Source organism: Haloferula chungangensis (genome assembly GCF_042664875.1).
GTDB lineage: Bacteria > Verrucomicrobiota > Verrucomicrobiia > Verrucomicrobiales > Akkermansiaceae > Haloferula > Haloferula chungangensis.
Window position 1 is genome coordinate 584,058 of the sequence record NZ_JBHTBS010000001.1, and the last position, 26,422, is coordinate 610,479.

A 26,422-nucleotide genomic window follows, 5' to 3' on the forward strand; every position below is an offset into this window, starting at 1 on the left:
TGTATCGCGATTGATTGACGCCGCTCTTGCCGAAGACATCGGTGCGGGCGATCTGACCTCGGAGTATTTCGTTCCGGCCGACCGACGGATTCGCGGCTTCATCGTGGCCCGCGAAGACGGCTGCCTGTCGGGAGTCGAGATCGCCCTGGAAGTCTTCCGTCGGGTGGATCCTCAGATCGCGCTGCAGTCGATGGTTTCGGATGGCTCACGAGTCGGCAAAGGGGCGCACGTGATTTCCGTAGAGGGTTCCGCAAGAGGGATCCTGACAGCCGAGCGGACGGCACTGAATTTTCTTCAACGGCTCTCGGGCGTGGCAACCGCGACGAGGCGCTTCGTGGATGAGGTCGCCGGCACATCGGCGAGAATCTTGGATACCCGCAAGACCACCCCGGGCTGGCGTTGGCTGGAGAAGCAGGCGGTCGTGCATGGGGGTGGAACCAATCATCGGATGGGGCTCTACGACCGGGTGATGGTGAAGGACAACCATCTGGTCGCGGAGCATGACCCCGAGGAACTACAGGCGGCGATCCGCAGGCTGAAGACCGAGCACCCGGGGGTGGAGGTGGAGCTGGAAGCGGATCGACTCGAACAGGTGAAGAGCTTTCTGGGTTTTGTGGGCGTGGATCACATTCTGTTAGATAACATGAGCCTTGCCGAGCTTCGGGAAGCCGTGGAAATGAGGGGTGGAAGGACGAGGCCGCGTCTCGAGGCGAGTGGCGGGGTGAATATGGAAACGGTCAAAGGAATTGCGAAGACCGGTGTGGACTTCGTTTCCGTAGGAGCGATCACGCACTCAGCCGTGGCGCTGGACCTGGCACTGGACTTCGTTCCTCCTGAAAATGAGTGAGTGGCAGGATCCATGCCTGCCGGACGGCTGGCGTCTGAAGGTGCTTGAGGAGGCGGGGTCGACGAATGATGAGCTCCGATCGTGCGGGGATGAGGCAAACGGGCTGGTGCTGCTCGCCGAACGTCAGACGGCGGGGCGTGGGCGTCGCGGTGCCGCGTGGTTGTCGGCACCGGGAGAAAGCCTGACGTTCTCGGTGCTGCTGCGTCCAAACGAGCCAAAGGCATTCTGGCCGAGGCTGTCGCTGGCGACCGGTTTGGCGGTCGCGGAGGCCCTGGGTCGGTTCGGCGTGGAGGCACAGATCAAGTGGCCAAACGATGTTCTTGTTAGAGGCCGAAAGATTTGTGGAATCCTTGTCGAAGCGGCGGCGCAGCATGTCATTGTCGGGATTGGTTTGAATGTCGGGACGCGGGAGTTTCCTGATGGGCTCGAGGCGACCTCGATGTCCCTGGAGTTGGGCACGCCGATCGAGAGGTCTGATGTCCTGTATCAGGTGCTGAAGTCACTGGTCGGATGGTCCGGTGAAATTGGTTCGGGATTTCCGGATCTGCTGGAACGGGTACGCGAACGCTGTGCCCTGAGCGGAGAAAGCGTCAGCCTGATGAGCGGTGAGCGCTCGGTGAGCGGAGTGGTCTCGGGGATTGGTGAGGGGGGCGAGTTGCTTGTCGTCACCGACGACGGCGAAGAGAAGTTCCTGCAGGCCCACGAGGTGAGGATTCGCCGCTGATCGCCTGTCAGTCAGGCCGTCACTTGCCGGCTTCCTGCTCGGCCTTGGACGCCTTCCTGGTCTCGGCGACGAAATGATTGCAGGCCTCCCGACAGAGCAGCGGGATGGCTCTTTCGGGATCGCCGACGATGCCGTTGAAGCGACTCGCCTCGCTGTCTTCCAGCGCGGTCGATTCATCGATCTGCCAGAGGATTTTCTTAACACAGCAATTGCCGGGACCACAGACTTCGCGAACGAGACGTTGGGCACCCGCATCGCTGATGTTCTTGGCGAACTTGTACATGCCGGTCTGGCGGTTCAACTTCTCCCGGAGATTCTGAACGTCGATTTTCCCGTCCTTCTCCGCAAGCCACAGGCCGAGGGAAGCGGGATAGAAGAGGTCGAGCGCCTGTCGGAGCTCGTTCGTGTCGTCGAGAAGTAGAAGCCATCCGCGCCTTAACGAAAGCTCACCCTTGGTGAAGCGGTAGTGCCCGTCTTCGGCCCAGGTCGAGATTTCACGGGCCGCTGACGGACCGCGGTGGGTTTCTAACAGATCGAGGGAGTTCGAGTCCTCCGTATGGCAGAGCGCATAAGCCGCGCCAGCGGTATCGGGGTGAATCGTGATCTCCCCGATCTGGCGGATGCCTTCATTCAGGGCGTTTTCCAATCGTTGCCTGATCATGGGAGCGCAGTGAGTTGGTGTTGATCGAAGTCGTCGACGAGATCGAGGATGACGTCGGCCATCAGGCGTCCCGTGCCAATGGCGGATGAATAGAAGAGTGTCTTTTCCCGGAGGTGATAGGGGTTCTGCCGGAAAACCTCGCGCTGACTCGCAGCCTCTCCTTCATCCTTCTCGATGCCCAGGAGAACGGGGATGTCCTGATAGGAGTGAAGTCCGTCGGCGATGAAGAAGGGCACGACGACGACATTCGGAGTTTTGGCGAGGGTCGCCCAGTCGGCAATGAAAGGCTGCTCTTCCATGTAGGTATCGATGACGTCGGCATAGCCCACGCCTGAGTTTTTGATCAGCTCGGCCTGATCGCGGACCGCCTTGGTGGAGTTCTGGTTGAGACCCGTGCCGTGTCCGACGATGAAGACGGTGGTCTCTTGCGGATTGACTCCGGGTGCGACCTCAAGCGCCCGCCGGGTCAGGATCTCGGTCATGGAAGGGTGGACACCCACGGGTTTGGTGTAGTGCCAGGACTTTCCGTGCACGCTGGTGGTGGCAGCGCTCAGTTCCAGTTCGCGGGGGATGACTTCCTGGGTGAAGTAGCCTTCGCTGATGAAATCCGGGACGACGTAGACTTCCTTCGCGTCGATAAGAAAGCGTGCTTCACGGAGCGATGGTTCCTCTTTCCAGAAGCAGCAGTGGACTTCCCCAAAGATCCCGCGGGAGCGGATCTCCTCGGCGTGATCGAAGTAGGGGGTGGAGGAATCCGGGTTCTCGGTGGAGCCATGCCCGACGATTAGCAGGGCGGCATCCGGTTTCGGCGCGAGCGGCATGGGCTGAACTTGTGCAGGAGATGGAGGGATGCAAGAGCGAAGGGTTGAAGAATGTGTCTGGCCGATGAGAATGTCCGCCGTGATCGAAGGGCTCAGCTTGTGGATGGACGACGTGGCACGCAGCGGGCCTGCGAACATGGCCGTGGATGAGTGGCTGCTCGAGACCTTGGAAGGCCCGCTTCTCAGGGTGTATCGCTGGGAGGAAAACTGGGGGAGCTACGGGTATTTCGTGCCGGATTCAGAGGCGGCGCAGTCGCTGATCGGGCTGAAGCGCGTGCGGCGGTGGACGGGTGGGGGAATCGTCGATCACCGGAGTGATTGGACTTATACCCTGCTGATTCCGCGCGGCGAATTGCTTGCGGGAATGAAGGGAGCAGAGAGCTATCGCGTCATCCATCAGGCACTGGCGAATGCCCTGCAGGCCGGCGGAGTCGAGTGCGCCGTCGCCGGGGCGCGCTCCTCGACACCGGGAGGCGATTGCTTTCAACGGCCTGTGGAATTCGATCTGATCGGCGCGGCAGGAAAAAAGATCGCGGGTGCCGGACAGCGCCGGACGGTGAGGGGACTCCTGCATCAAGGGTCGCTCGGAATGAGTGCCGACGAAGGACTGGGGCTCAGGCTGGCAGGCTGCCTGGCTCGCGAGGTGCAGGTTGCCGAGATTCACGCCGACGAATCTCGTATCGCCGACCTGATGTCACTGCGATACACGGCGAAAGAGTGGCAGGAACGTCGGTGAGTATCCTCAGGCGAACGCTTCGTTGAAGAAGGAGTCCTTGCCTTCGATGATCATGAAGGCGAGCGGCGCAAGGACGGTGAGTCCGAGAAGGATTGCAAAGTAGAGAGCGTCACGAGTGACACTGCGTTGTCGATAGACGCGGATATAGAATTTCCAGGCGAAGAGCCAAAGAAGTAGGGCTCCTAGAAACATCGCGACCGTGAGAAGCTGGAGGCTGACTTGAAGCCAAGACGCATCGGCAAGTTCCATCTCAGAGCCGAGAGAGGAAACCATGAGAGTTCCGAGAAGGCCGACGGAGAGAAGGATCTGGGCGATCATCCAGAGCCGCGCTCCTAACAGCCCTCGTCCTCCCGCCATCCGAGCCGTGGGATCAATGCGATTCCGCGAGGCTTGGAATCGCGGCGAGGAGCTTCTTGGTGTAGTCGTTCTGAGGGTTTCTAAAGAGTGCCTCGGCTTCACCTTCTTCGACGATCTTGCCTTCATACATGACGACGATGCGATCGGCGAGGTAGCGCACCACGCCAAGATCGTGGGAAATAAAAATCATCGTGAGGTCCAGATCGGCCCGGAGTTTTTTCAGCAGATTCAGGATCTGGGATTGAATGGAGACATCAAGTGCCGAGACCGGCTCGTCGGCGATGACCAGCTTTGGCTCTGGTGCCAGGGCGCGGGCAATGGCGATGCGCTGCCGCTGGCCGCCGGAAAATTCGTGGGGATACTTTCGCTGAAGTCGAGGATCGAGGCCGACGGTTTCCATCAGCTCAGCGACCCTTTGGCTGAGAGCGCTGCCCCTTGACTTGGGATGGCGCTGCTTGATCGCCTCGGCGAGCGTCGCAAAGACCGTCATGCGGGGGTTGAGGGACGCGTAGGGGTCCTGGAAGATCATTTGGAAGTCGAGCCTCCGGCGGCGAATCTGGCTGACCGGCAGGTCTGTTAGGTTGCAGCCGTCGAGCGTGATGCTTCCTGAAGTGGGGCGGACGAGCTGCATGACCGTCCTCGAAAGAGTGGACTTTCCACAGCCCGACTCGCCGACCAATCCGAGGATCTCGCCTTTTTGGACGGTCAGGCTGACTCCATCGACCGCCCGGATGGTTTCCGTTTTGGATGAAAACGGGTTGGCGGAGCGCTTCGTGAAGTGAGTGTGGAGGCTATCGATTTCCAAGTAGGACACGTCAAAAGAGTGGCTTGAGGAGGGCTGTCTGGCAAGCCGAGTGAAAGAATTGAAAAAACCTGCATTTTCCTACTTGCCAAAAGTCCTCCGGCCATGGAGGTTCCGCGCGTCCGGGGCGTAACTCAGCCTGGTAGAGTGCCTGCTTTGGGAGCAGGATGTCGTCAGTTCGAATCTGGCCGCCCCGACCACTCTTTCTCAATAACTTACGAAGATTCAAGGCAGGCGAGGGGAACCTTTCCTGCCTTTTCTCTGCCCTTAAGGCCCGAAATGGCACATTGTGGCCTCCCTAACAGGAGTCTAACGGCCCGTCTTCTCCAGCGCGAAGAAGTCGGAATCCTCTGATACCTCGTTCCTCCCCCCTAGCTCACGATATCCATCAGCTTCCCGTAGCTGTCGACCATGTCGTATTTCACTTGGTCGGTGGAGATCTTGGCGAAGAACTTTTTGGCGCACTGGATACGGGCCTTTTCGATTTCGCGGAGTTCCAGGGAGGACATGGAACCCTTGGTCTCGGCGATGAAGTAGATGTGCTTCACTCTCCCGTCCTCGAAGGCGATGGCCCAGTCAGGGTTATAGTCGCCGACGGGGGTGGGAATGGAGAAACCACGGGGGAGCTTGGCGTAGACGGTGACCTCGGCACTGGTGTCGAGGTTCTCAGCGAAGGCTCGCTCGATGTTGGAGTCGGTGAAGACGTAGTCGTAGATGTGGTTGTTGGCTTTGAAGGCCTTGCTGAAGGCGTCCTTGCCCTTCTCCTTGGTGAAGATGTCCGAGTCCCAGAGCTCGTCGATGGGATCGTAGCTGAGGTGCTCGATGATCATGGTGGCCTTCTGCTCCTTGATGAGACGGGCGGCCTTGGCGATGAAGTCTTCGGGGTTGTCGCGGAACTGGGTGAAGACGGGGAGTTCGAGGCCTTTGAGAATGGCTCCGACGGTGCGACGGGTAAGCTGTGAGCCTTCGGCGATTTCTCCGATGAGGTCGTAGCGGACATTGGAGCGGATGCTGCCGGTGTTATACTCGGTTCTCTGATCCTGGACGGAAAAGCTGGTGCCTCCCGTGAGGTCATCATGCCCGATCTCGTCTTGCTGTTGTCCGCGCTTGATGTGGAACTGAAGCTTGCTGATGAGGAGCTCCTTGTTGAGGGCCTTGATGGCCTTCTGGACAAGCTCGGCACTGTCGAACTCGACGGTGTAGGCGGCCTTGCGGTTGATCTTTTCCCAAAGTGCCTGGAACTCCTTCTTTTTGAAGTTGTCGTTAAGTGGGTTCTGTTTCGCTTTCCGGCTGTCCTCGGTTTGAGGAAGGGCTGCGTCGGAGTAGACGGCGTCGATCAGTTCGATGATGGACGCGGTGTAGGGTTCGAGGTCGGCTGGTAGCTCGGCGATGGTGCCTTCGGCCTTCGCTTTGTGATAGGCCTCGGTGATCGTGTCGTGATCATCGTCCACGTATTCGTTTCTGATGAGGTAGCGATGGAGTTTCTTCGCCATAGTTCCGTCGATGGTTTTCTCCACGCCTTCGGCATCCTTGACGATCTTATCGGTGAAGTATTTCTCGTCGGCCTTGCGCGGGCGGGAGGAGAGATCCTTGCTGATGTCGGTCTGGAGACCTTTAACGAAGTCCTCGTAGGACTCGTTGGCGACGACGGTGAGGATGTTGGTCTCGTGAGCGGTGGCGGGGTTGTCCATGCGCTCACCGAACTGGTTCACGCAAAGGCGCATGCCTCGGCCAACCTCCTGACGGCGGGAGATGGTGTTGTCGCTGTGCTTGAGGGTGCAGATGACGAAGACGTTGGGGTTGTCCCAGCCTTCGCGGAGGGCGGAATGGGAGAAGATGAAGCGGGTGTCCTCCTCGAAGGAGAGGAGGCGTTCCTTGTCTTTGAGGATGAGGTCGTAGGCGCTGACGTCGTCAGTCGTCCCCGCGCCCTCTCCTTTGGCTTTGACCTTTGGATCGGTGAGCTTGCCCTTTTTGTCGATGGAGAAGTAGCCGTTGTGCGTGCGGGAGACCTCGATTTTCTCGAGGTAGCGCTGGAAGGGGGTGTCCTCGATTTCGAGGAAGTCATTGAGGAGGTTTGTGTATTCCTCTTCGAAGATCTGGGCGTATTCTCCGAGCTCCTTTTCTCCGTCCTCGTCGTAGAGACGGTATTTCGCCACCTCGTCGATGAAGAAGAGGCTGAGGACTTTGATGCCCTGGTCGTAGAGTTCGCGCTCTTTCTTGAAATGGGCGTGGATGGTTTCGCGGATCTGCATCCGTCGGAGGTCGGCTTCGTTGACGTCCCCGGTGACGCTGCCGACTGCGATCTCAATGCCATTGAGAAAGCTCACGGTGTCGTGCACCGCATCGATGTCGGCGACGACGTAACCACGATACTGTTCGAGGCTGTTGGAGAGGGTGTGGAGATTATCTCCTTTGGCGATCTTTCGGAGCACTCGCTTGGGACCGGATTGGGTCATCACTTCGATCTCCATGCGGGCAACAGGGGCCTGTTTGGATATGAGGATGTTTTCGAGGTAGAGGTAGCTGTTAGTCCCGCTGAGGCCCTTCTGGGCAATGCCGTGAACGGAGATCTTCTTGACGAGCTTCTGGTTGTAGGCGTCGAGGGCGTCGAGGCGGTGGATCTTGTTGTGCTCGGCCTCGTGGGTGGCGGAGTAGCGGAGGACGAAGAGGGGATCGAACTTGGCCAGTGCGTCGGTGGTCTTCTTACCCTCCATCTTCTGAGGCTCGTCGAGGATCAGGATGGGGCGGTTGGCCCGGAGGACGTCGATGGGCTTGCGTGACTGAAAGTCATCGAGTTCTTCGTAGATGCGGCGGTTGTCCTTACCGGTGGCATTGAAGGCCTGGACATTGATGATCATCACGTTGATTCCGGCACCGGATGAAAAGCTCTCCAGGTTGTGAAGTTGCTTGGAATCGTAGGTGAAGAAGCGAGGGCGCTTGGCGTAGTCCTGGAGGAAATGCTCGGCGGTGATTTCGAGGGACTTCTGGACGCCTTCGCGGATGGCGATGCTGGGGACGAAGATGATGAACTTGCTCCAGCCGTAGCGGCGGTTCAGCTCGAACATGGTCTTGATGTAGCAGTAGGTCTTCCCGGTCCCTGTTTCCATCTCGACATCGAGATTCACTTCGGCGCTCTTGGTGGTGATGAGCTTGGTGGATTGCGGGAGGTTCTGCTGGCGCTGGACGCGCTGAATGTTGGCGAGAATCGATTCGCTGGTGAGGGCGATGGGCGCGTTGCGGAAGGCCTCGGTGCCATAGTCCATTTCGGACCGCCGGCTCGTCTGCATGAGCGGAGAGGCAGGAGAGAGAAGCTAGCAGGATGAGGAAAGACCGCACGGGAATCGGGCTATCGGGTTTCGGAACCATCCCACCAGGCGTCGAGAAGCTTGGTGAGTTCGGCGACCCTGTCCGGGTTCTCTTCGGCAAGGTTCTTCGTTTCATGAGGATCGGCGATTAGGTTGTAGAGTTCGGGATCGCCCTTCGGGTTGTTCTCCTTGCCGTTACGGGTTCCGCCGTAGACCGGTGGCGGGAAGTTCTCGTGGTTGTGAAGGATGAGCTTCCAGTCGCCGTGGACGACGTAGCGTGACTCGAGATTGTCGGCCCGCTTGTCGATGCCGCGGATGTCGTGGGAATGATCGGCACCGAAGACGGTGTTGCGGGCCTTGAGGGCATCGCGATCACGAAGGTCGATGCCCTTCATGGTGTCGGGAACCTCGAGCTCTGCGACTTTGAGAATGGTGGGAGCGAGGTCTATTACGGAAACCGGGGTGCTTTCATCGAGGAGCGCACTGATGTGGCCGCGCCACTTGACCATGATCGGGGTGCGGACGCCGCCTTCGTGGACGTCCTGCTTGGAAAGGGGCGCGTATTTGCCTTTCTCCGGATTCTGGATCCAGCCGTTGTCCGTAACGTAGAGGACGACGGTGTTTTCGCTGAGTCCTCGATTGTCCAGCTCGTCGATCAGCTCGCCGCAGGTCTGGTCGAACCACTCGACCATTGCGTAGTAGCGGGCGACATGAGGGGAATCGACCATCGCTTTGTATTTCTCAAAGAGTTCGTCGGGTGGATTGTGAGGGGTGTGGGGGAGGAAGGGGGCGTGCCAGATGAAAAAGGGCTTTTCCTGTCCCTCGGCCTCATCAAGAAACTTGCGAATCGGAGTGATGCCGTTGCGTGAGATTTCCAGTCCGGCGTCCCCATGGCGACCGCCCCTTTCGGGATCGGCATGGGACATGGTGTGGGTGAAGCCAGATTGCTTCGGGTCGCCCTCCCACCACTTGCCGGTTTGAAGGGAGAGATAGTCTGCCTTGCCGAGTTCGCCGGCGAGCCCGGGATACATGCGGAATCGCTCATAGAGGGTCTGATGAAGTTTGGCTCCCTTCGGGTCACTGCGGGAGACCAACTTTTTTCCATCCCTCAGATCGTTGCCAGTGATGCCGTGCTGATGAGGGTAGACGCCGGTGAACATGGAGGCGAGCGAAGGGCGGCAGAGCGGAGCGGTGACGTAGCCGCGAGTGTAGGTCAGCGACTCGGCGGCGAGCTTGTCCAGCGCGGGTGTCTCGATCTGCTCATGGGACATGAACCCGTAGTCCGTCCACGCCTGGTCGTCGGAAAGGATGAGAACGATGTTAGGCTTGGCAAAGCAGAGGCTGCCGAGTGCAAGAGTGCAGATTAATGTTCGGATCATGTTGTCGATTCTTGAGGTTGGATGGTGCTTCGCTGGCTTTCTTCAAGAACTTCGGAGAATGGCCTGCCGAGCCCGTAGGGACGCCAGTCTGGAGAAATCAATGCGCTTCCATCTGCTGAGGTGCGTCTGTCTTTCGGAACTTTTTTTGGGGTTTGCGGAGTTAGTTCGAGGCTCGTTTGGAGTGCTACTACTTTTGAAAGGATTCCAAGCTGAACTCTTATCGAGAATCATGAATTATCGTTGCTGGAGCTTAAGGAATTGCAAATTGCCTAACCTCAATGCTGTTTCTCGATGATTTCATGGGCTACTCGGAAGCATGTTGAAGGTAGGGGGCGATGAGCTCGTCTTCTCGCGGCGTGGCGAGGGCTTGATAGAGATGCCAGATAGGTTTCTTGCCGTATGGGTCGCCTTGGGCGTCGGGAAACTTCCGCAGGCCGATGCGCAGTCCGCCTTCCTTGCGGTTGTCGATCCAGTTGTGGTAGTGCCAGGCCTCGATCGAATCGAGGGGTGCGATTTTTTTCCATGCGTAGGCCATGCCGGCCGCCTGGTCTTCGAGCGACTTTCGGCTGTAGTCCGGGGAGTTGAAGCCGTTCTCGCTGAGGTGGATCGGGCGGACTTCGGTGCCTCTGTATCGCATGGCGGGCGTTCTCATCCAGCGGTCGAGCACCTCGATGTTTTTCGGTGTGATCTTCGGGGTGTCGAAGGAGTCCGTAGCGTCCTTGTCTTCCCAGGTCCTTGGCTTGCGGAGCGATGATGGGTAGGGGTGATGAGCGAGCGCCCAGGGGAAGTCGCCTTCGGCGGTGGTGAACAGGGCCAAGGTCTCGAGGATGTCGCGCGAGGGATGGAACTTCGGATTCGCGGTCTTGGCCCAGTGATGGGTCAGGGAAACGAATGGCCGTGTGTGAGGGTCATACTGTCGGGTGATCAGGTGGACCATCCGCAGGGAGCGATGGTAGAGGTCGACAAAGGGGAGGAGTTCCTTTTCTCCGCAGTTGGTCCAGGTCCAGCCGGCGTCGACTTCGTTGTGGACGATCCAGTGGTGAACGCGGCCGAACTTGCCGTCGGGTCGTGTCCAGCGCTCGGCCATGAGGTTGAGGATGGCGCCGTAGAGTTCGATGCCCTCCTTCGAAGTCACGTTCGGCATGGCATAGGTGCCTTCGGCGACGGCATCCGGGTGTCCCAGAGTTTGCACGGTGGGACTGTTAGATCGTGCGGGGTTGGCGATGAGCAGAATGGCGGAGACCATCCGGCCTCCCTTCGCGGCTTCGCGGAAGGTGGCGTCGTATTTCTCGAGAGCCCGCGGGTTCGCGTGGAAGGTCCGGTCCTGCCAAGCGACCGGGAAGGAGCCTTTGGACGGGGTGCTTGAGAGCAGTTGCTCGAGTCGGACGTTGACGGTGACGGAGGCGATATCGAGGGCTTCGAGTTCTGCCTTGGGTCCGCGGTCGGCGCTCCAGCCGCCGAGTCCCTTCTTGGATTTCGGCTTGGCTGGCGGCAGCTCGGATGAACGGCAGATGACCTCGTCCGGGAAACGGGCGTGAGATCGCGGTTCGGGTCGGGCTCCAGAAGTCGCCACCACCTGCCAACGAGATGTTAGCCGATCCTGTTCTCTTCCGTTTCTTTGAATGAGGCGGGGGATGGTGAGCGAAAAGCTGCCGTCTTCCGCAGCTTTGATCGGGCTGGTGTCGACGAAGCGATTGGGGTCGGAAAGGAGCTTGTGGATCGGGAGTTCCGCGATTGCGATGGGCCCTCGTAGTTTACCGACGTTCCCTTGAAGGATGACCTGTTCCGAAGTGACGCGGACGGAGTTGATCCGGGCGGGAAAGGCGGTATCGAAGTAAGTTCGAAGTGTGGCCGTGGTTTCGGCTGCAGAAGATTTGGATCTGGAAAATTCGCCGGGGCGTTCGCGCCTAAGTCGCAGGTTCCGGAGGCGAAGGGTGGTGTCCTGTTTGATGGGCAGGTCGAGACGGAGTTGTTTCCAATTCGCGGGGAGGGGCTGATCATGGGCGCTGAGCCGGATTCGGTGCGGCGTCCATGCCTCGCTGTGGCCGAGCGGCTGTGACCAACGGGCGGCCTTGTTGTCGAAGGGCGGGCCGGGGATGAGGGCAAAGCGGGGAACCTCGCCGAGGCAGAAGTATTCGAACTCGAGCACCAGCGGACCAGCGGGGGTTTTGGCTGTTAGATTGGCATAAAGCGAGATGCCGCCGCCGGTTTGAAGTTCGTAGCTTCCGTCACCGCTGGGCTTGAGTGATCCGGGAGAGCCGTTGGCTTGGGTGATGGAAAGGGGCGTTTCCGCCCCGAGCTGTAGCACGAGAAAGCATCCGATTAGGAGACGAAGGAACATGATGGTGCGGGTTTAGATCAACGGAGGTCTTCGAAAGGAAAGGCTTGGCCCGGGGCGTCGGGGCCAAACTCGGGGTTGCGTTTGGGAAAGTAGGGTGCTGCGACGTTTTTTTTCAGCCATTCCTTAAGCTGGCGATGAAGTTGGGTGGTGAGTTCAGGCGACTCTTTGGCGAGGTTGTTCTTTTCGTAAGGGTCCTTGGCGATGTCGTAGAGTTCGAGGCTTCCGTGCCAGTCCCAGATGAGCTTGTGATCACCGACGCGGATGGCGGAATGGGGAGTGAGGGGCGTGCCGTGGTCGGGGTGCTTGACGATGACGTTGAAGGGATAGTGCCAGTAGAGCGTGCGTGGGGGCTGGGCTTTGGTGGGAGCCTTGAGTAGGGACACGGCGCTCCGTCCGTCGATCTTGTCGGGGATGCGGTTTCCCGTTAGTTCCGCGAGCGTCGGAAGGAAGTCGGTGGCATCGATGACTGAGTCGCACCAAGTCCCGCCTTCGAAATGTTCGGGCCAGTGAATGATGGTCGGGACGCGGATGCCGCCTTCGTAGAGACAGGCCTTGCCGCCCTTGAAGGGCTGGTTGTCGGTGGCCGCCGGGTCGGTGAATTCGACACCGCCGTTGTCGGAGGTGAAGACGAGGATGGTGTTCTCCGAGAGACCGGTTTCTTCGAGTGTCTTGCGGATCGCGCCGATGGAATCATCGAGGTGCTTGAGCATCGCGGCGTAGGTGGCATTGTCGTGGCCGAGGTGTCCGCGTTGGGGCTTTTTGGCGAAGTGGGCGATGGATGCCTCCGGCGCCTCGATCGGCGTGTGGACGGCGAATGGGCAGTAGTAGAGCAAGAATGGTTTGGAATCTTCGGGAAGACCGGCTTGCTCCTTGATGAAGGCGCAGGCGCGAGCGTTGAGATCATCGGTAAGGTAGTCGTGACCGGTGGGCGGCCCGGACATGCCGATGCGAAACTTGCCGGGCATCGTTTTTAAGAAAGGCTTGGTGCGGTTCCAGGAGCTTTGCCAGTCGAAGTACTGCGATCCTCCGACGTCGGCAAAGGCGAGCTCGCGGAAACCGTGGGCGGCGGGTTGGAGCTCGGCGACGCCGTGGCCTCCAAGGTGCCATTTGCCAATGAAAGCGGAGCTGTGGGTGGAAAGGACCCGGGGCAGGGTCGGCAAGGCGGGGTCGAGTGCCGTGTTTGAGTTGGCGTTGATCCAGGCTTGAGGACTACTGATCTTGTCCTTGTGGGCGAAGGCGTCATGGGGGCTGCAACCCTCCGGGACCTTCATGCCCTGATTGTAGTAGGTGCGGGTGTTCGGCGTGGCGGTGGTGATGCCGAGGGTCGATGCGATCCTGCCGCTCAGGATCGCGGCACGGGTGGGCGAGCAGAGCTGATTGGCGTAGGATTGGGAAAAGGGAATGCCGTCCGCCGCAAGTTTGTCGAGGTTCGGAGTTTCATAAAACAACTTCTCCGCAGCTTCGCCGGTGAAGTGGGTGGCGAAGGCATTGATGTCGGTGATGCCCAAATCATCAGCGAGGATGAAGACGATGTTGGGCGGTTGTTCCGCAGCCGCGAGAAGCTGGACTGTTAGGACGAGGGAGCAGAGAAGCGCTTTCATGGGACAATGGCTTATTCGGTGACCGAGGCATCGAGGCGGATGCGCAAGCTGTGGCGGCCGGAGGGTAGGGTGTAGTTTCCGCCGGAGACCTTTGCTTCCTTTTCATCATGGGCCCAGGCGAGGACTTCTCCCGGCGGGACGAGCGTGGCGCTGGCACCGGGCGGGACTTCGATCGTCCAGTTGAGAGTCCCGTCGTTCCGTTTCCACGAGCTTTCAATCCAACCCATGGCGGAGCGGAAACGGCAGTCGACGCTGTCGAGATGACCGGTCATGACCGGTTGTAGACGGAAGCTTTTGAATCCGGGTTCTTCGATCCGGATGCCGGCCAGACCGCTGTAGAACCAGTGGGCGAAGGCACCTTGGAAGGGATGGCTCATCGAGCGCTCCCAGCGCTGGCCCTTGTCGCCTTCGTCTGGCCAGACTTCCCAGAAACTGGTGGCACCTTGAGCGAAGAGATACTTGAAGCCCGGTGCGGTCTCGATCCGGAGCACGCTGTCGGCGAGGTCCTCGTGGCCGTGGTCGGCGAGGGCGGGCCACAGCGAAGGCGATCCGAACACGCCGGTCATGAAGTGGCTTCCGTCGGCCTTCACCTGCTCGGCGAGGCGGTCGGCGATCTCCTTGCGGCGCTTGGGCGGGGCGACGCCCCATTCGATGGCAATGGCCATGATGGTCTGGTAGGTCCAGCCCTCGTGCTGGTCCATGGCAAGGAAGAAGCCTTCGCGGCTCTGTGAGGCGATCGAGCGCCATTTGTCGATCTTGGCGGGATCACCGACGAGGGCTTCGGTGTCAGCCATGATGTCGGCACATCGGAAGAGACATGCGGTGGAGAGCATCGGGATGACCTCGCCGTAGTAGTCGCGCGGTTCCTTGCGCCCCGTTTCACCGGGTTGGCGAGGACGGCACCAGTCGCCGAGGCCGGCATTGACGATGCCCTTGTCGTCGGCAAGCGCCGCCACGTGGTCGGTCCACAGGCGCATGTGTTCGAGGTTTTCTGTGAGAACCCGCTCGTCGCCACTGAACTGATAGAGGTCCCAGGGAATGAAAACGATCGCGGAGCCCCAGTCGGGAGACGCTTCGCCGATGAAGCGCTTGCCGGGGGCAACCATGGTCGGAATTCCCCGAACCTTCGCCCGTACTTTGCGGTCCCCCATGCCTGCGCCGAATGTGAGCATCTTTTGAGTCCGTTCGGCGGTGGTCTTGATGTCTTCGACGTATTTCCGCCACATCGCCATCGAGTCGTAGCGGTACATGGTGAAAGGCACGCAAAGGTGGGCGTCGCCGGTCCATCCACAGCGTTCGCGGGCCGGGCAGTCCATAGGGAGGGCGAGGACGTTGCTCACCTGGGTCCAGTGGGCGGTGTCTAACAGGCGGTTGACGAGCGGGTCGGAGGATTGGAACTCGCCGCGGATCGGCAGGCGGGTGTGCAGAGGGATTCCTTCCAGCTCCAAGGATGTAGCCTCACCGTTTTCGACGGCTATTTCGACGAATTGGAATCCGTGCCAAGTGAAGGATGGCTCCCAGATCTCCGTGCCTCTGCCCGCGCAGATATAGACGTCGCGTTGATCCGCTTTCGTATGGATTGTGCCGGTGCTCAGTGTGTCGACCCGGCCATCGTCACCGAGGCGTTCGGCGAAGGTCAGGTTGATCCTGGTTCCGGCGGGGGCCTGGACTTTCAGGCGACACCAGCCGGTGAAGTTCTGGCCGAAATCGAGAACCCGGATGCCGGGTGCTGGTTCAGTCATGCTTTTCGCCGCTAGCGCAGGCTGACGAACGATGGGAGGAAGTGACTCTGCCTCCATGACACCGCCCGGGGCGGGCACTTCGACCACCGGGTGCCAGGAGCTGTCATCGAAACCCGTTTTGGTCCAGCCATCGACCCTCAAGCGCGCGTCGTGGACTTCACCGTGGTAGATGTTCGACGAGAGAATGGCACCCGTGCGGCATTTCCAGCTGCTGTCGCTTCTGATCTCGATCGGCGCTCCGTCGGTGCCGGATCCGATCAGCCGGGCGCACAGACGAGGTTCCCCGTAGCTCATTCCATCCGTTCCCCAGACCTTGTCTTGGTTGTAGAACCCGTCGCCGACGCGCACCGCGAGGATGTTGACGCCGGTGTGGAGGACTTTTTCGACGTCATGAGTGACGTAGAAGACGCGCTGATCGTAGTCGGTTTGTCCGGGTTCGAGGACTCCATCGCCCAAGCGCACGCCATTGAGCCATGTTTCGTGGTAGCCGAGTCCGCTGATATAGAGCCGTGCGTCCTTCGTCGTGCCGGTCCAGTTGAATTCCTTGCGGAACATCGGGGCGGCGGCACCGCGAAGTTTGGGATCCATTCCGATCCACGGCGTGATCCATTTTCCGGGATGACCGCGTTCGAAGCGCTGCTCGTCGCTCCATGGTCCGGGCTCGCCGTTTTTGTCGATGGCGCGAACCCGCCAGCGGGCCTTGTCACCGTCGGCGAGGGTCGGACCCTGCCAGACTTTCCATGGTCCCTCTGAGACGGCGAAAGGTTCGGGTTTCCAGGACTTCGGTCCGGAGTAGTCCTCGTCGCCCACCACGGTCTGGAGTTCCCACTTGGTGACGTCACTGGTCGCCGGAGTCCATTCGAGTCGGGGGGCGGAGTGGTCGGTCACCACCCAGGCCTCGCGGCCTTCGACGCGCATCGATTCGACGGGCGAAGCGTTGGTGGAAGCGACGGCGAGGAGGGAGAGAATGACGGATTGCAGGGGATTCATGGGGTCGTGCTATTTGGCCGTGCGGAAGCGGAACCAGTAGGCACCGTCATTGAGTGGTGGTAGCGGCTTCTTGTTAGATCGGGCCCAGCCCGGGTCGCTCAGGAGAAAGTAGCTGGTGTCCGGCTTCAGCTTGGGAAGGTCCGTGAACGTGATGGTCTTCTTTCCTTGGGCGGGATGGCTGGCGTCGGGATCAGCGGTCCACACGGGCGTGTCGGGATCCTGCACGCGATAGAGGCGAAGGGTCTTGTTTCCCGTGCCCTTGAAGTCGAGCGGATGGCGAAAGGTGAACGACAGTTCCGTGTCGACGGGAACCTCGGCGGCGGAACTGCGCGGAATCGAGTCTTCCACATTCCAGATCCGAACGAGACGGTGAAATCCCCATCCCTGGGAGGTCTCTTTCAAGGGGAGACGCCAGTCCGGAGGCATGGCGGTTTCTTCAGCGGCAAAGCGGTTCCAGCGGGCATCGATCTCGGCGAGTTGCTCGGGGTGGGATCCGGCCAGGTCGTTCGCTTCGGCGGGGTCCTTCTCTAAGTGGTAAAGTTGCCACGGTCCGTTGTGGATGGAGACCGCCTTCCACGGGTAGTCGAGGTAGCCCCGGGTGGTGGAATCAAGCGCCCAGAAGGTGGGATGGAGGGTCGCTTCCTTGGGAAGGTCCGCGTCCCGGATGAGGGGAAGGAACGACTTGCCGTGGAGGGGCGCCTGCTTGCCCGTGGGCCGATAGCTGGTGCCGGCAAGCTCGAGGAACGTGGGATAGAGGTCGGTGACGTGGGTCTGATGGGAGAGAATCGTGCCGGGTTGGTGCTTCAGTCCCTTCGGCCAGCGCATGATGAAGGGAACCCGCAGGCCTCCTTCATAGGCACTGGTTTTATAGTATTTGAATGGCGTGCATTTCAGCGAGGCCCAGCCGTTCGACATGTAGGGGAGGGAACTCTTGTCCCAGGGGAGCTGTTTTGCGTCCGTCGCGATGTTGCCGTTTCCGTAGTCGCCACCGTTGTCGGAAAGGAAGATGACGAGCGTGTTGTCGGCGATGCCCTTCTTGTCGAGATGCCGGAGCAGGCGGGCGACATTCTGATCGAGGCGGTCGATCACCGCGGCGTAGGTGGCCATGCGGAAGTCCTCGAGGGTGCGGGTCTCTTCCGGAAGTTCGTCCCACCTGCGGACTTCGGGGCCGGGTTCGCTGAGGACATGGCGCTCGTCGATCAGGCCGATCTCCTTCAGTCGATTGAAGCGTTGCTGGCGCAGTTCGCCCCATCCGGTTGAGAAGCGTCCGCGGTGTTTCTCGACGAGCTCGCGGGAGACATGGAGCGGCGTGTGCGGTGCATTGTAGGAAAGGAAGGCGAAGAATGGCTTGTCGTCATCGATCGCCCTGTCGATGCATTCGATGGTGTGATCAGTGAAGGAATCGGTGGCATACCAGTCCTCGGGTACCGGTGCCTTCTTGCGTTGGCGAAGGATCGAGTCGTCGCCGGTGAAGTTGTTGATCTGCCCCTGAAGGAATCCGTAGAAATGATCGAAGCCCTGGTCGAGAGGATGCTTCGGCTGGTGCCATTTTCCGGAAAGTGAGGTCTGGTAGCCGGCAATGGAGAGCGCCTTCGGAAGCGGAAACGAGCGGCGGTAGTTGGCGGACTGTGTGTGGGTGTGTCCTGTCAGGAGCGAGGTGCGCGTGACCGTGCACATCGGATCGACGCGGAAGTTGGCAAGTCGGGTGCCTTGGGAGGCGAGGCGGTCGAGGGCTGGAGTCTCGATCGAGGACCCGTAGCAACCGAGGTCGGAGTAGCCGAGGTCGTCGGCCATGATGAGGAGGATGTTGGGACGGGCCCCTTGCGAGGAGCCGATCGCGGGAAATGATAGCAAGATCCCAGTGAGCAGGGCCGCCCATCGATGTTGTCGGAGACCTGCTTTACGGACCTTGCCTAGAGCTCTGAGAGAGGATGGTGCGTTTGGAGGCATCACACTTATTTGACGATGAATCGATGCTGCCCCGGCCCGACCTCCTGCGACTTGGTCTGAGGCTCGTCGGACGTCCAAGGCGAGGTCTCGGGCAGGATCAGCTCTGCGGTGGTGTTCGGAGGCACGCTGGCTTCGTAGAGGAGACTGCCGTCGTCCTGACGCTTCCAGGAAACCGCGATGCGACCCTGCGGGGAATCATGATGGGCCTTCACCCACGAGATTGGCTCTTGGTCCGTGTCGTCGGAAGACTTCGTCGGGAAATGGGGATGGAGGAGGATTTTCGAGTAGCCGGGTTCGGCGGGAGCGATGCCGACGAGGGTCGACATCATCCACTCGGTCACCGCGCCGAAGGCGTAGTGGGAGAAGGAGTTCATCGCTGCGTTCATCTTGCCGTCTGCTCCGCCGAAGCCGTGTTCCTCGGTGTAGGAGTTCCAGCGTTCCCAGATGGTGGTGGCGCCGTTCTTCACTTCGTAGCCCCAGGAGGGGAACTTACGGGACTGCATGAGACTCAGGGCGAGGTCGTGATGTCCGGTGTCGGTGAGGACGGGAAGGAGTGGCTTGGTGCCGAGGAATCCGGTGCTCATGCCGGTGTTCTCCGGGCCGGCCTTGGATGCCAGAAGCTTGACGAGATGATCTGCGGTGGCGCGTCGTTCGGCTGGATCGGTGAGCATGTTGCAATCAAGGGCGAGGACGTAGGCCGACTGCGAAGAGGGCTCGATCGATCCGTCTTCCTGCAGGTGGTGGGCGCGGAAGTTCGCCCGCAAGGTCGCGAGCCAGTCGCGGTAGCGCGCGGCTTCATCCCCATGTCCTCCAGCCTCGGCCATTTCAGCCATCTGCTGGCAGATCTTGGCGAAATAGCAGAGGTCAATGTACTCGTGGGGCGTCTCGTCGTCGACGTTGAGCCAATCGCCCCACGGAGCACCGAAGGCGGAGCCTTCCAGTTCGGGATCATGTTTTTTCCGCGCCTCCATGTAGCGCGTCATGGCGGGCCAGTGGGCGTCGAAAAAGACCGTGTTGCCGGTGGCCTGCCAAAGGGAGTGGGGCACGATGATGCCGGCATCGGACCAAGCGGTGCCGTGGATGGCGCCGCCGTGACCGAAGGGGTAGGGGGCGTAGGAAGGGTAGTAACCTTCTGGGGTGATCGCGTCCTCGAGCTCGCGCAGCCACTTCTTGAAGAATGCCGCGACATCGGCGTGGTAGGCGGCGGAGGCGGCATAGATCTGCGCGTCGCCGGTCCAGCCCATGCGCTCGTCGCGCTGCGGGCAGTCGGTCGGCAGGTCGATCCAGTTCCCGCGCTGGGTCCAGACCGCGTTGTTGTAGACTTGAGTGACAAGTGGATCCGAGCATTCGAAACCGGACGAGAAGGGGGTGTCGGAATGCATGACGAGGCCGGTGACGGCGGTCAGCGGAGGCTTTTCCTTTAATCCTGAGAGCTCGACGAACTGGAATCCGTGGGACGTGAAGCGAGGAGACCAGCTTTCACCTTTGGAATCTCCCTTGCAGATGTAGATGTCGGTCGAGCGGGCCTCGCGGAGGTTCTCGGTCATCAGTCGTCCGTCGGGATGGAGCATCTCGCCGTAGCGGATGGTGATCTTCTGGCCGGCCTCTCCCTTGATCTGGAGCCGGATCAATCCGGCGATGTTCTGACCGAGGTCGAAGACGAAGGTGCCTGGCTTGAGCTCGCTAACAGATTCAGCAGGGATCTCTTCGGTGATACGGACCGGCTGGGCGGGATAGGCCTGGAGGACGGGCGGTTCGACGAAACCGAATTCCTGCTCCTCTTTCTTGAAGCGGTCGATGAAGACCTGCTTGTGCGAGCCGTTGTCGGCGGCGGGGATGGCGTTCTGCCATTTGCTGTCGTCGTAACCGTTGCCGGACCATGCGCCCAGTTCCTTGCGGGCATCGTAGCCCTCGCCCATCAAGAAGTCGGCTTCGAACTCGGGACCTGTAGCGACTTTCCAGGAGGAATCGGTGGTGATGGTCTCGGTACTGCCGTCATCGTAGCTGAGCTCAAGTTGCACCATTAGTGCCGGGGTCTTACCGTAGATGTTCCGGCCGGTCTTGAAGGGGCCGTAGCCGACCAGTTTGCCGTAGGCGACGTAGCCCGCATACCATCCGTCGGCGACGATCGCGCCGAGGGTGTTCTCACCCTGTTGGAACTGCGAGGTCAGATCGTAGGCGTTGTAGTAGGCGCGCTTGCGGTAGTTCGTCCAACCGGGGGCAAAGTAGGCGTCGCCGACCCGTTCGCCATTGAGGTGGAGTTCGTAGATGCCAAGCGCGGAGGCATAGGCGATGGCGCGGGTTACCTTCTTGTCGGTGCTGAGCTGCTTGCGGTAGTAGCGAGGCGCGGGTAGGTGGAGCTTCTGACGATCCTTGTGGAATGGGGTGGTGTCCTTGAAGGAGATCCAAGGGGCACTCGGCTGGGAGCCGATCAGAGCGGTGGTGAAGTGCTGATCCTCGCTCCAGGGTGAGGCTTCGCCGTCCGCATTCCAGGTCCGGACTTTCCAGTGGATTCCGGTGGTCGATGGTAGGACTTTGCCCGCATAAGTGACATGGGAAAATGGCGAGGCGACTTTGCCGTTGTCCCACAGGTCGGCTTTCCCGCCGGCCAGGATTTCCGCTGAGCTTGCAACGAGGATTTGGTAAGCGGTTTGGCTGAGGCCGGGCTCGTCACCCGTCAATTGCCATTGGAATCTGGGCTCGGAATCGTCGAGACCGACCGGGTTGCTGCGGTGTTCGACTTGCAGGCCGGTGGTTTCGTACGCCTGAAGTGGCAAGGTCAGTAGTGCGGCAAAGAGGATGCGGATCATGGAGAATAGAGTGCGGCCTTCGAAGCACGAAGGTTTAATTAGAGAGGGTTAGTCGGGGCGCTTCAGCCCCGGGTTGAAAGGACGTCCTTTTCGTAGCGCCGGACATCCTTCAGCCAGTCGCGGCCGACCGGGGTGTCGTGGCGTCGGCAGAACTCATCCCAGACCGCGCCGATCGGCATGGTCTTCGCTTCTTCCTGAAGGGCGAGGCGGGTGGTGTAGTCGCCGGCCAGTTCGGTGGCGCGAAGTTCCTCGGTGGGCTCAAGTAGACCGGTGAGCAATCCCCTCAGCGTGTTGCGCACACCGATCGTCCAGGCGGCGACCCGGTTGATGGAGGCATCGAAGAAGTCGAGTCCGACGTGGACGCGATCCTCCACCTTGTTGGCGACGATCTCGCGGGTGATGGCGAGTAGTTCGTCGTTGAGGGTGACCACGTGATCGGAGTCCCAACGCACGCCGCGTGAGACGTGGAGCAGAAGTTCCGGAACGTAAAGGAGGCAGGCCGAGATCTTTTCCGAGATCATCTCGGTCGGATGGAAATGTCCGGCGTCGAGACAGAGGGCGATCTGCTTTTCGATGGCATAGCCCATGTAGAACTCGTGGGAGCCGGTGACAAAGGCTTCCGAACCGATGCCGAAGAGCTTGGACTCGACCGCATCGATGTTGTTAGGGGTGGGGGTGGCGAGAATCTCGTCGAGCGAGGCCTTGAGTCGCTCGCGCGGAGCCATGCGGTCGGCGGGGACATCCTTGTAGCCATCGGGAACCCAGATGTTGGTCACGGCTTTTGAACCGATCTGCTTTCCCATCTCGTCGGCAATGACGCGGGATGCCTTGCAGTGGTCGATCCAGAATCGACGGATTCCCTCGTCGGGAGAGGACAGGGTCAGGCCGTTGTCGGCGAGCGGGTGGGAGAAGCAGGAGGGATTGAAGTCGAGCCCGATGTGTTGGTCCTTGCACCAGTCGATCCAGCCTTGGAAATGCCTGGGCTCGATGGCGTCGCGTTCGACAGGCGTGTCGGATTCGAGGTAGATGGCGTGGAGATTGAGGCGATGGCTGCCGGGGATCAGGTCGAGGGCCTGTTCCAGATCCTGGCGCAGTTCATCCGGGGTGCGGGCCTTGCCGGGGTGGTTGCCGGTGACCGCGAGTCCCGATCCGAGGTCGCCGTCGGTGTTTTCGAAGCCGCCGACGTCGTCACCCTGCCAGCAATGGATCGAAATGGGGATGGTGGCCAGTCGCTCGAGGGCGGCCTCAGTGTTGACTCCCCAAGCAGCGTAGGCATCGCGGGCTTCGGGGTACATCGTGGACGGTGGATTAAGTGTGGGATTGGACATGGGGATCAGATTTCGACTTCGGAATCGGAGGGTTCGCCTGCATACATCCCCCTAAATCCTACTGAGTCACTTTAGGACTACTCAACCAGAAGACCTAAATGAAGAGCTCTATACGGGGAGTGTTGATGATTTTCTGGTCTTGTCTTGAGACACGAATGTGCGTCACCACCTCTGACGAGAACCGCTCAGAACGGATGGATGCCCCTGAAGCTGCTCAGGGACATCAATGGAATTCGGTGCGACACGTCGCACAAGTCGACCTTCAGCCGCCAGTCGTCTTCATAGATGACCGCGCCGGTCGTCTGGTCGGCATCAATCACTCTGAACCGATTCGTCCTACTATGAGGGTAGTAGAGGCCTCGCGCGCCGGGAGCATCGATGGTCACGAGGCCGACAGGGAGGCGCCCAGATCTCGCGGTCATAGCGGACCGATATGGAATAGATCATCACCCCCATGTCGTTCGGGCCCGATGCATGGACGCCCGAACTGAACGACGGAGAAAAAATATAGAAGGGGGGCATGCGAGATTTCACGCAAGCCCCCCTATCAAAAAACCTGGAATGATCGACGCAGCTTCGATTATCGGCGTCGGCGAAGGAGCATTGTGCCGGCTCCCGTCAACAGCAGTAGGGCGCTGGATGGTTCCGGGATGACCTCAAGCCGGTCGAGTTCAAAGGGGGTGCCGATCCTTTCGGCGGCTGTGCCACCATCGCGGACGTCGATGCGGAGGGACTCCAGAGTGCCAGTGCCGAGATCCAGGCCGCTCCATGTGGCCAGGTAGAAATTGCCGGCTCCGTCCGCTGCAAGGGTGGTCGGATCGCCAAGGCTGTTGTTGTAGCTACCAGCAGCCGGGTTCGCCGCCCCAGGGGTATCGTATGCAGCGGATCCCCAAAACACATTGAAATTGCCGGCAGCAAGGGCGTCGTTAAACAGGCCATCCTTATTCATGTCGATTCTCAGACGCAGCGTGATCGTGGTGATGTCGGCGAGGTTAATGGTGGCCCAATTTGTCGAGAAGCTCCCGTTCGTGCGGACCTGAGGATCGCCGTGGTTGACGACACCTTGAAGAACCGACTCGTTGTTCGCGCCTGCTGCGGTGGTGTAGCCTTCGGTGAAGGCGGTGGAACCGACAGTGGCACCAATGATTCGGGTGCCACCGTTGAAGTCGACCCAATCACCGGCAACTCCGTCGCCGTCGGCTTCGTAGTTGAAGGTGCCGTCAAATTCCTCGACGAAGAGCGCGGCGTTGACCGAGGTAAGGCAGAAAGCCGTGAGAATGGTAGCGAAGGAAGCCGTTGAGAGGAGGCGAGTTATCTTCATTTGCTGTGGTGGGTTATTTGTTGGGATTTTGCTAAGAATACGGTTCGAATCCTCCGTTTTTGGGAAAACTAGAAGGCTACAAACACAGGGGATTCGGAGTAGAAAAAGGCAGTCATTTCTGCAGTAATGAGTCGGATGGTGAAACAAGCAGACATGGATGTCATGAGACACGTTTGTGTGTCACTGATCGGCCCGGACCTAGGCTCAGGGGCGGGCTTCCGAATGCCTTTGGAGCGGGAAGGAGTTCAAAACGGATGAATGCGTTTGGCATTCTCGAAAATCTCCCGAGGTGAGCCGTAAAGAATGTAGAACTCACTACGCATCGCCTCATACTGGGTGGACGGGAGGCGGGTCGGGTTCATCAGCCCAAGGTGGATGCCGCGGAATCCGCTCAGGGACATCAATGGAATTCGGCGTGACACGTCGCGCAGGTCGACCTGCAGTCGCCGGTCGTCTTCATAGATGACCGCGCCGGTCTGACGGTCGGCACCAATCACGCTGAATTGGTTCGTTCTACTATGAGGGTAGTAGAGGCCTAGCGCGCCGGGAGCATCGATGTCATCGTTTTCCGCGATCATGAAGAGGGGAACCGCCACCGGGGCGTGGACATCCTCCGGATTGGGAATCCGTGATTGGAGGACAGTGTTGTAGTGGATGTCCCTCAAGGTCAGGCCGGTTCCGTCGGACGGGCGCTCGAGCATCCTGATGTCCCCGATGGCGGGTCCGGTCACGAGGCCGACGTAGGGCGGCGCCCAGATCTCGCGGTCATACCGGACTGATATTGAGTAGATCATCACCCCCATGTCGTTGGGGCCCGATGCATGGACGCCGGCAGGCTGAGCGACGGAAAAGTCGGTGACCGTGCCGTTGTTAGGCTTGTACTCGGAGGTTCCGGGGCCGAACTGGCTGAGGGCGTGGCCCGGGTCGCGGACGTAGCGGTATTCGAAGTAGTGGCGGACGGCGGGAATGGTGATCTCGCACGTGCCGAGATAGGATGTGCCGGTGGTGCCGAGAATGTCCTCGTAGGTTCCGTAGTAGTCGAATTCGCTGGTGAGCTCCGTTGCTTGCTGGCCGTCCAAGGTAGTCTCGTTGATGCCATCCTCGTCCGAAAAGCCTCCGTCGTCCTTGTAGGCGTCCGCCACGAGGTTTTCCCACTGGTTGAAGTCATACTGACCGTCGCCATTGTAGAGGGTGGCGGGACGTGGTGCCACGACCAGGGTCTTGCCGTCAGCTGAGGGGACGACGCGGCAGATGGTGCCCGCCGGGTCGCTGTAGCCGGCTTGGGTCGGGTTGTAGACCAGGTTGTGCAGGCGGTCGCGCATCGCCGACTGGCCACCGCGACCGAAGCGGTCCGCCTGAGGCCCCATGATGTCCCCGATACCGGGTAGGGAGATCTCGTTGATGAAACCACCCCCAAGCTCGGAGACTCCGACCGTCATGGCTCCCGAGACGAGTCGGTGGGTGACCGCCGATTCGTCCGAGTTCGCGACGACGGTGAACCAACTGGACTGTGGGGTAGAGTCGAGGGTGAAGAAACTCTTTTCGCCGATGATCGGAACGTAGATCTCGTAGTAGCCGTTATTCGGGAGGGCGGCGGAGAGGTTGGTCTGAAGAAACGGGCCGCTACTGCTCAATGAGAACGGTGTTAGAGTCCAGCTGTCGGCGCTCAGGTCCTCACTGCGGAGCAGCATCAGGTCCTCGAGCGGATCCTTGGCATCAATCACCAGCCGGATCGTCTCCCCGATCACTTCGCTGGAAACGATGGTGGAAGGTGGAGGCGGTGGAGCGTTCGTAAAGAGAAGCTGGTCGCCCGTGGCATTCAGGGACAGCGAGCCGGTCGGGATGTTGACCAGTGTCAGGTTGCTAGATAGTGCCGCGAGTTCAGCTTCCGAGAAAGTATCATTGCCGAGATCGATGAGGACGAGATTCTGAATCGTCTCCGGTGCCGCCAGGCTGGCGTCGACCGTGATGATGGGTGTTCCTGACGAGTTGAAGGAATCGGCCGTGATGGTGGTGATTTCCCCGGCGGTGTTGGTGATGTATGAAATGCCCGCCTCGTTTTCCAGGTTGAGGCTGTTGCCGATGTCGATCGTGCCGGCCGTCCCCTGGATCTTCAGGGTGCCAGCGGTGAAATCGAGATTGTTATCCACGAGCAGCGAACCGCCTGACACCTCCACGGTGGCGGACTCATCCAGACCCAAGTCGAGGTCGCCAGCGTTGTCGCCGCCGAAGCTGGCGTCCACATGGATCGATCCGCCCGTCAGCCGGACGATGCTGTTCTGGCTCAGCACGGATCCGCTGCCGAACACGTTGAGCCGAAGCGCTTTCGTGACCAGTGAGCCGCCGTCGACGAGCAAGCTTCCTTCACCATTGTTCTGGATGCCGACGATGGTTTGGTTGGTATTTGTTACCACCCCTCCGGAGACGATGCTCACTTCGTTGGCGATACCGCGACCAACCTGTAACTGGCCATGCACCGGAACCGCCTGAGAGATGCTCATGCCTTGAGCCGACTGGAACAAGGCATTGTCCTCCGAGGTCGGCCAATCGGCGGCACCCCCGCCGCCGCCCCAGTTGGCGCCGTCGAGCCAGTCGTTGGGATCGGAGCCGGCACCACGGTAAGTGTAGTTTGCGCCGGAGGAAGGTAGAATTAGGAGTAGCGTAAAGCTTGGCAGGATCGCGCGTCCTAGAGAGATCATCTTCATGA

Annotated in this window: 18 protein-coding genes and 1 tRNA gene; 4 read left to right on the top strand and 15 right to left on the bottom strand. The window is 60.1% G+C overall.

The window, feature by feature from the left end:
• Window positions 1-10 precede the first annotated feature (10 nt).
• Together nadC and ACFQY0_RS02340 are read left to right on the top strand one after the other, a co-directional pair.
• On the top strand, window positions 11-847 hold the full coding sequence (nadC, locus tag ACFQY0_RS02335; RefSeq protein WP_379708679.1) for a carboxylating nicotinate-nucleotide diphosphorylase: 837 nt from the start codon (window positions 11-13) through the stop codon (window positions 845-847).
• Window positions 840-1,571, top strand: coding sequence for a biotin--[acetyl-CoA-carboxylase] ligase (locus tag ACFQY0_RS02340; RefSeq protein WP_379708681.1), 732 nt, complete (start codon window positions 840-842; stop codon window positions 1,569-1,571). Before nadC ends, ACFQY0_RS02340 begins: the two co-directional genes overlap by 8 nt.
• A 19-nt stretch (window positions 1,572-1,590) precedes the next feature.
• Here ACFQY0_RS02340 and ACFQY0_RS02345 read toward each other — a convergent pair whose 3' ends face one another.
• Entirely contained in the window at window positions 1,591-2,232 is a 642-nt protein-coding gene (locus ACFQY0_RS02345; RefSeq protein WP_379708683.1) for a DR2241 family protein, read from the bottom strand.
• Window positions 2,229-3,053 carry a CbiX/SirB N-terminal domain-containing protein gene (locus ACFQY0_RS02350; protein WP_379708685.1) on the bottom strand — a complete coding sequence of 275 codons (825 nt, stop codon included), beginning with the start codon at window positions 3,051-3,053 and terminating at the stop codon, window positions 2,229-2,231. Before ACFQY0_RS02350 ends, ACFQY0_RS02345 begins: the two co-directional genes overlap by 4 nt.
• Before the next feature lie 64 nt (window positions 3,054-3,117).
• On the opposite strand from ACFQY0_RS02350, the gene ACFQY0_RS02355 reads away from it, so the two are divergent.
• Window positions 3,118-3,789, top strand: a complete 672-nt coding sequence (locus tag ACFQY0_RS02355) for a lipoyl protein ligase domain-containing protein (protein ID WP_379708687.1) — start codon at window positions 3,118-3,120, stop codon at window positions 3,787-3,789.
• 6 nt (window positions 3,790-3,795) lie between these two features.
• Here ACFQY0_RS02355 and ACFQY0_RS02360 read toward each other — a convergent pair whose 3' ends face one another.
• Together ACFQY0_RS02360 and ACFQY0_RS02365 are read right to left on the bottom strand one after the other, a co-directional pair.
• The gene (locus ACFQY0_RS02360; RefSeq protein ID WP_379708690.1) at window positions 3,796-4,146 is read right to left on the bottom strand and encodes a hypothetical protein; all 351 of its coding nucleotides are present in this window, start codon (window positions 4,144-4,146) and stop codon (window positions 3,796-3,798) included.
• Between the two features lie 13 nt (window positions 4,147-4,159).
• A complete protein-coding gene (locus ACFQY0_RS02365) occupies window positions 4,160-4,960 on the bottom strand; it encodes an ATP-binding cassette domain-containing protein (RefSeq protein WP_379708692.1) in 801 nt (266 codons plus the stop codon).
• Between the two features lie 111 nt (window positions 4,961-5,071).
• Here ACFQY0_RS02365 and ACFQY0_RS02370 point away from each other — a divergent pair.
• Window positions 5,072-5,148 (top strand) — tRNA-Pro (locus ACFQY0_RS02370).
• Window positions 5,149-5,319: 171 nt separating this feature from the next.
• Here the strand turns inward: ACFQY0_RS02370 and ACFQY0_RS02375 are convergent.
• The 11 genes from ACFQY0_RS02375 to ACFQY0_RS02425 all read right to left on the bottom strand — a co-directional run bounded on the left by ACFQY0_RS02375 (window position 5,320) and on the right by ACFQY0_RS02425 (window position 26,420).
• Entirely contained in the window at window positions 5,320-8,235 is a 2,916-nt protein-coding gene (locus ACFQY0_RS02375; RefSeq protein WP_379708695.1) for a type III restriction-modification system endonuclease, read from the bottom strand.
• A 59-nt stretch (window positions 8,236-8,294) separates the two neighbouring features.
• Window positions 8,295-9,632: a sulfatase family protein gene (locus ACFQY0_RS02380; protein WP_379708697.1), complete on the bottom strand. Its 1,338-nt coding sequence runs from the start codon at window positions 9,630-9,632 to the stop codon at window positions 8,295-8,297.
• Between the two features lie 304 nt (window positions 9,633-9,936).
• On the bottom strand, window positions 9,937-11,973 hold the full coding sequence (locus ACFQY0_RS02385; RefSeq protein ID WP_379708699.1) for a DUF5722 domain-containing protein: 2,037 nt from the start codon (window positions 11,971-11,973) through the stop codon (window positions 9,937-9,939).
• A gap of 17 nt (window positions 11,974-11,990) precedes the next feature.
• Complete coding sequence (locus tag ACFQY0_RS02390; RefSeq protein WP_379708701.1) at window positions 11,991-13,574, bottom strand: sulfatase; 1,584 nt, start codon at window positions 13,572-13,574, stop codon at window positions 11,991-11,993.
• 11 nt (window positions 13,575-13,585) lie between these two features.
• A complete protein-coding gene (locus ACFQY0_RS02395) occupies window positions 13,586-16,306 on the bottom strand; it encodes a family 78 glycoside hydrolase catalytic domain (protein WP_379708703.1) in 2,721 nt (906 codons plus the stop codon).
• A gap of 9 nt (window positions 16,307-16,315) precedes the next feature.
• Window positions 16,316-18,256: a sulfatase-like hydrolase/transferase gene (locus ACFQY0_RS02400; protein WP_379708705.1), complete on the bottom strand. Its 1,941-nt coding sequence runs from the start codon at window positions 18,254-18,256 to the stop codon at window positions 16,316-16,318.
• Between the two features lie 5 nt (window positions 18,257-18,261).
• Window positions 18,262-21,066, bottom strand: a complete 2,805-nt coding sequence (locus ACFQY0_RS02405; RefSeq protein ID WP_379708708.1) for a family 78 glycoside hydrolase catalytic domain — start codon at window positions 21,064-21,066, stop codon at window positions 18,262-18,264.
• A gap of 62 nt (window positions 21,067-21,128) precedes the next feature.
• Window positions 21,129-22,394 (bottom strand): L-rhamnose isomerase, encoded by a 1,266-nt coding sequence (locus ACFQY0_RS02410; protein WP_379708710.1) that lies wholly within the window; start codon window positions 22,392-22,394, stop codon window positions 21,129-21,131.
• 185 nt (window positions 22,395-22,579) lie between these two features.
• The gene (locus ACFQY0_RS02415; protein WP_379708712.1) at window positions 22,580-22,816 is read right to left on the bottom strand and encodes a hypothetical protein; all 237 of its coding nucleotides are present in this window, start codon (window positions 22,814-22,816) and stop codon (window positions 22,580-22,582) included.
• A 158-nt stretch (window positions 22,817-22,974) separates the two neighbouring features.
• A complete protein-coding gene (locus ACFQY0_RS02420) occupies window positions 22,975-23,715 on the bottom strand; it encodes a PEP-CTERM sorting domain-containing protein (protein WP_379708714.1) in 741 nt (246 codons plus the stop codon).
• A 245-nt stretch (window positions 23,716-23,960) separates the two neighbouring features.
• Window positions 23,961-26,420 carry a hypothetical protein gene (locus ACFQY0_RS02425; RefSeq protein WP_379708716.1) on the bottom strand — a complete coding sequence of 820 codons (2,460 nt, stop codon included), beginning with the start codon at window positions 26,418-26,420 and terminating at the stop codon, window positions 23,961-23,963.
• Window positions 26,421-26,422 lie beyond the last annotated feature (2 nt).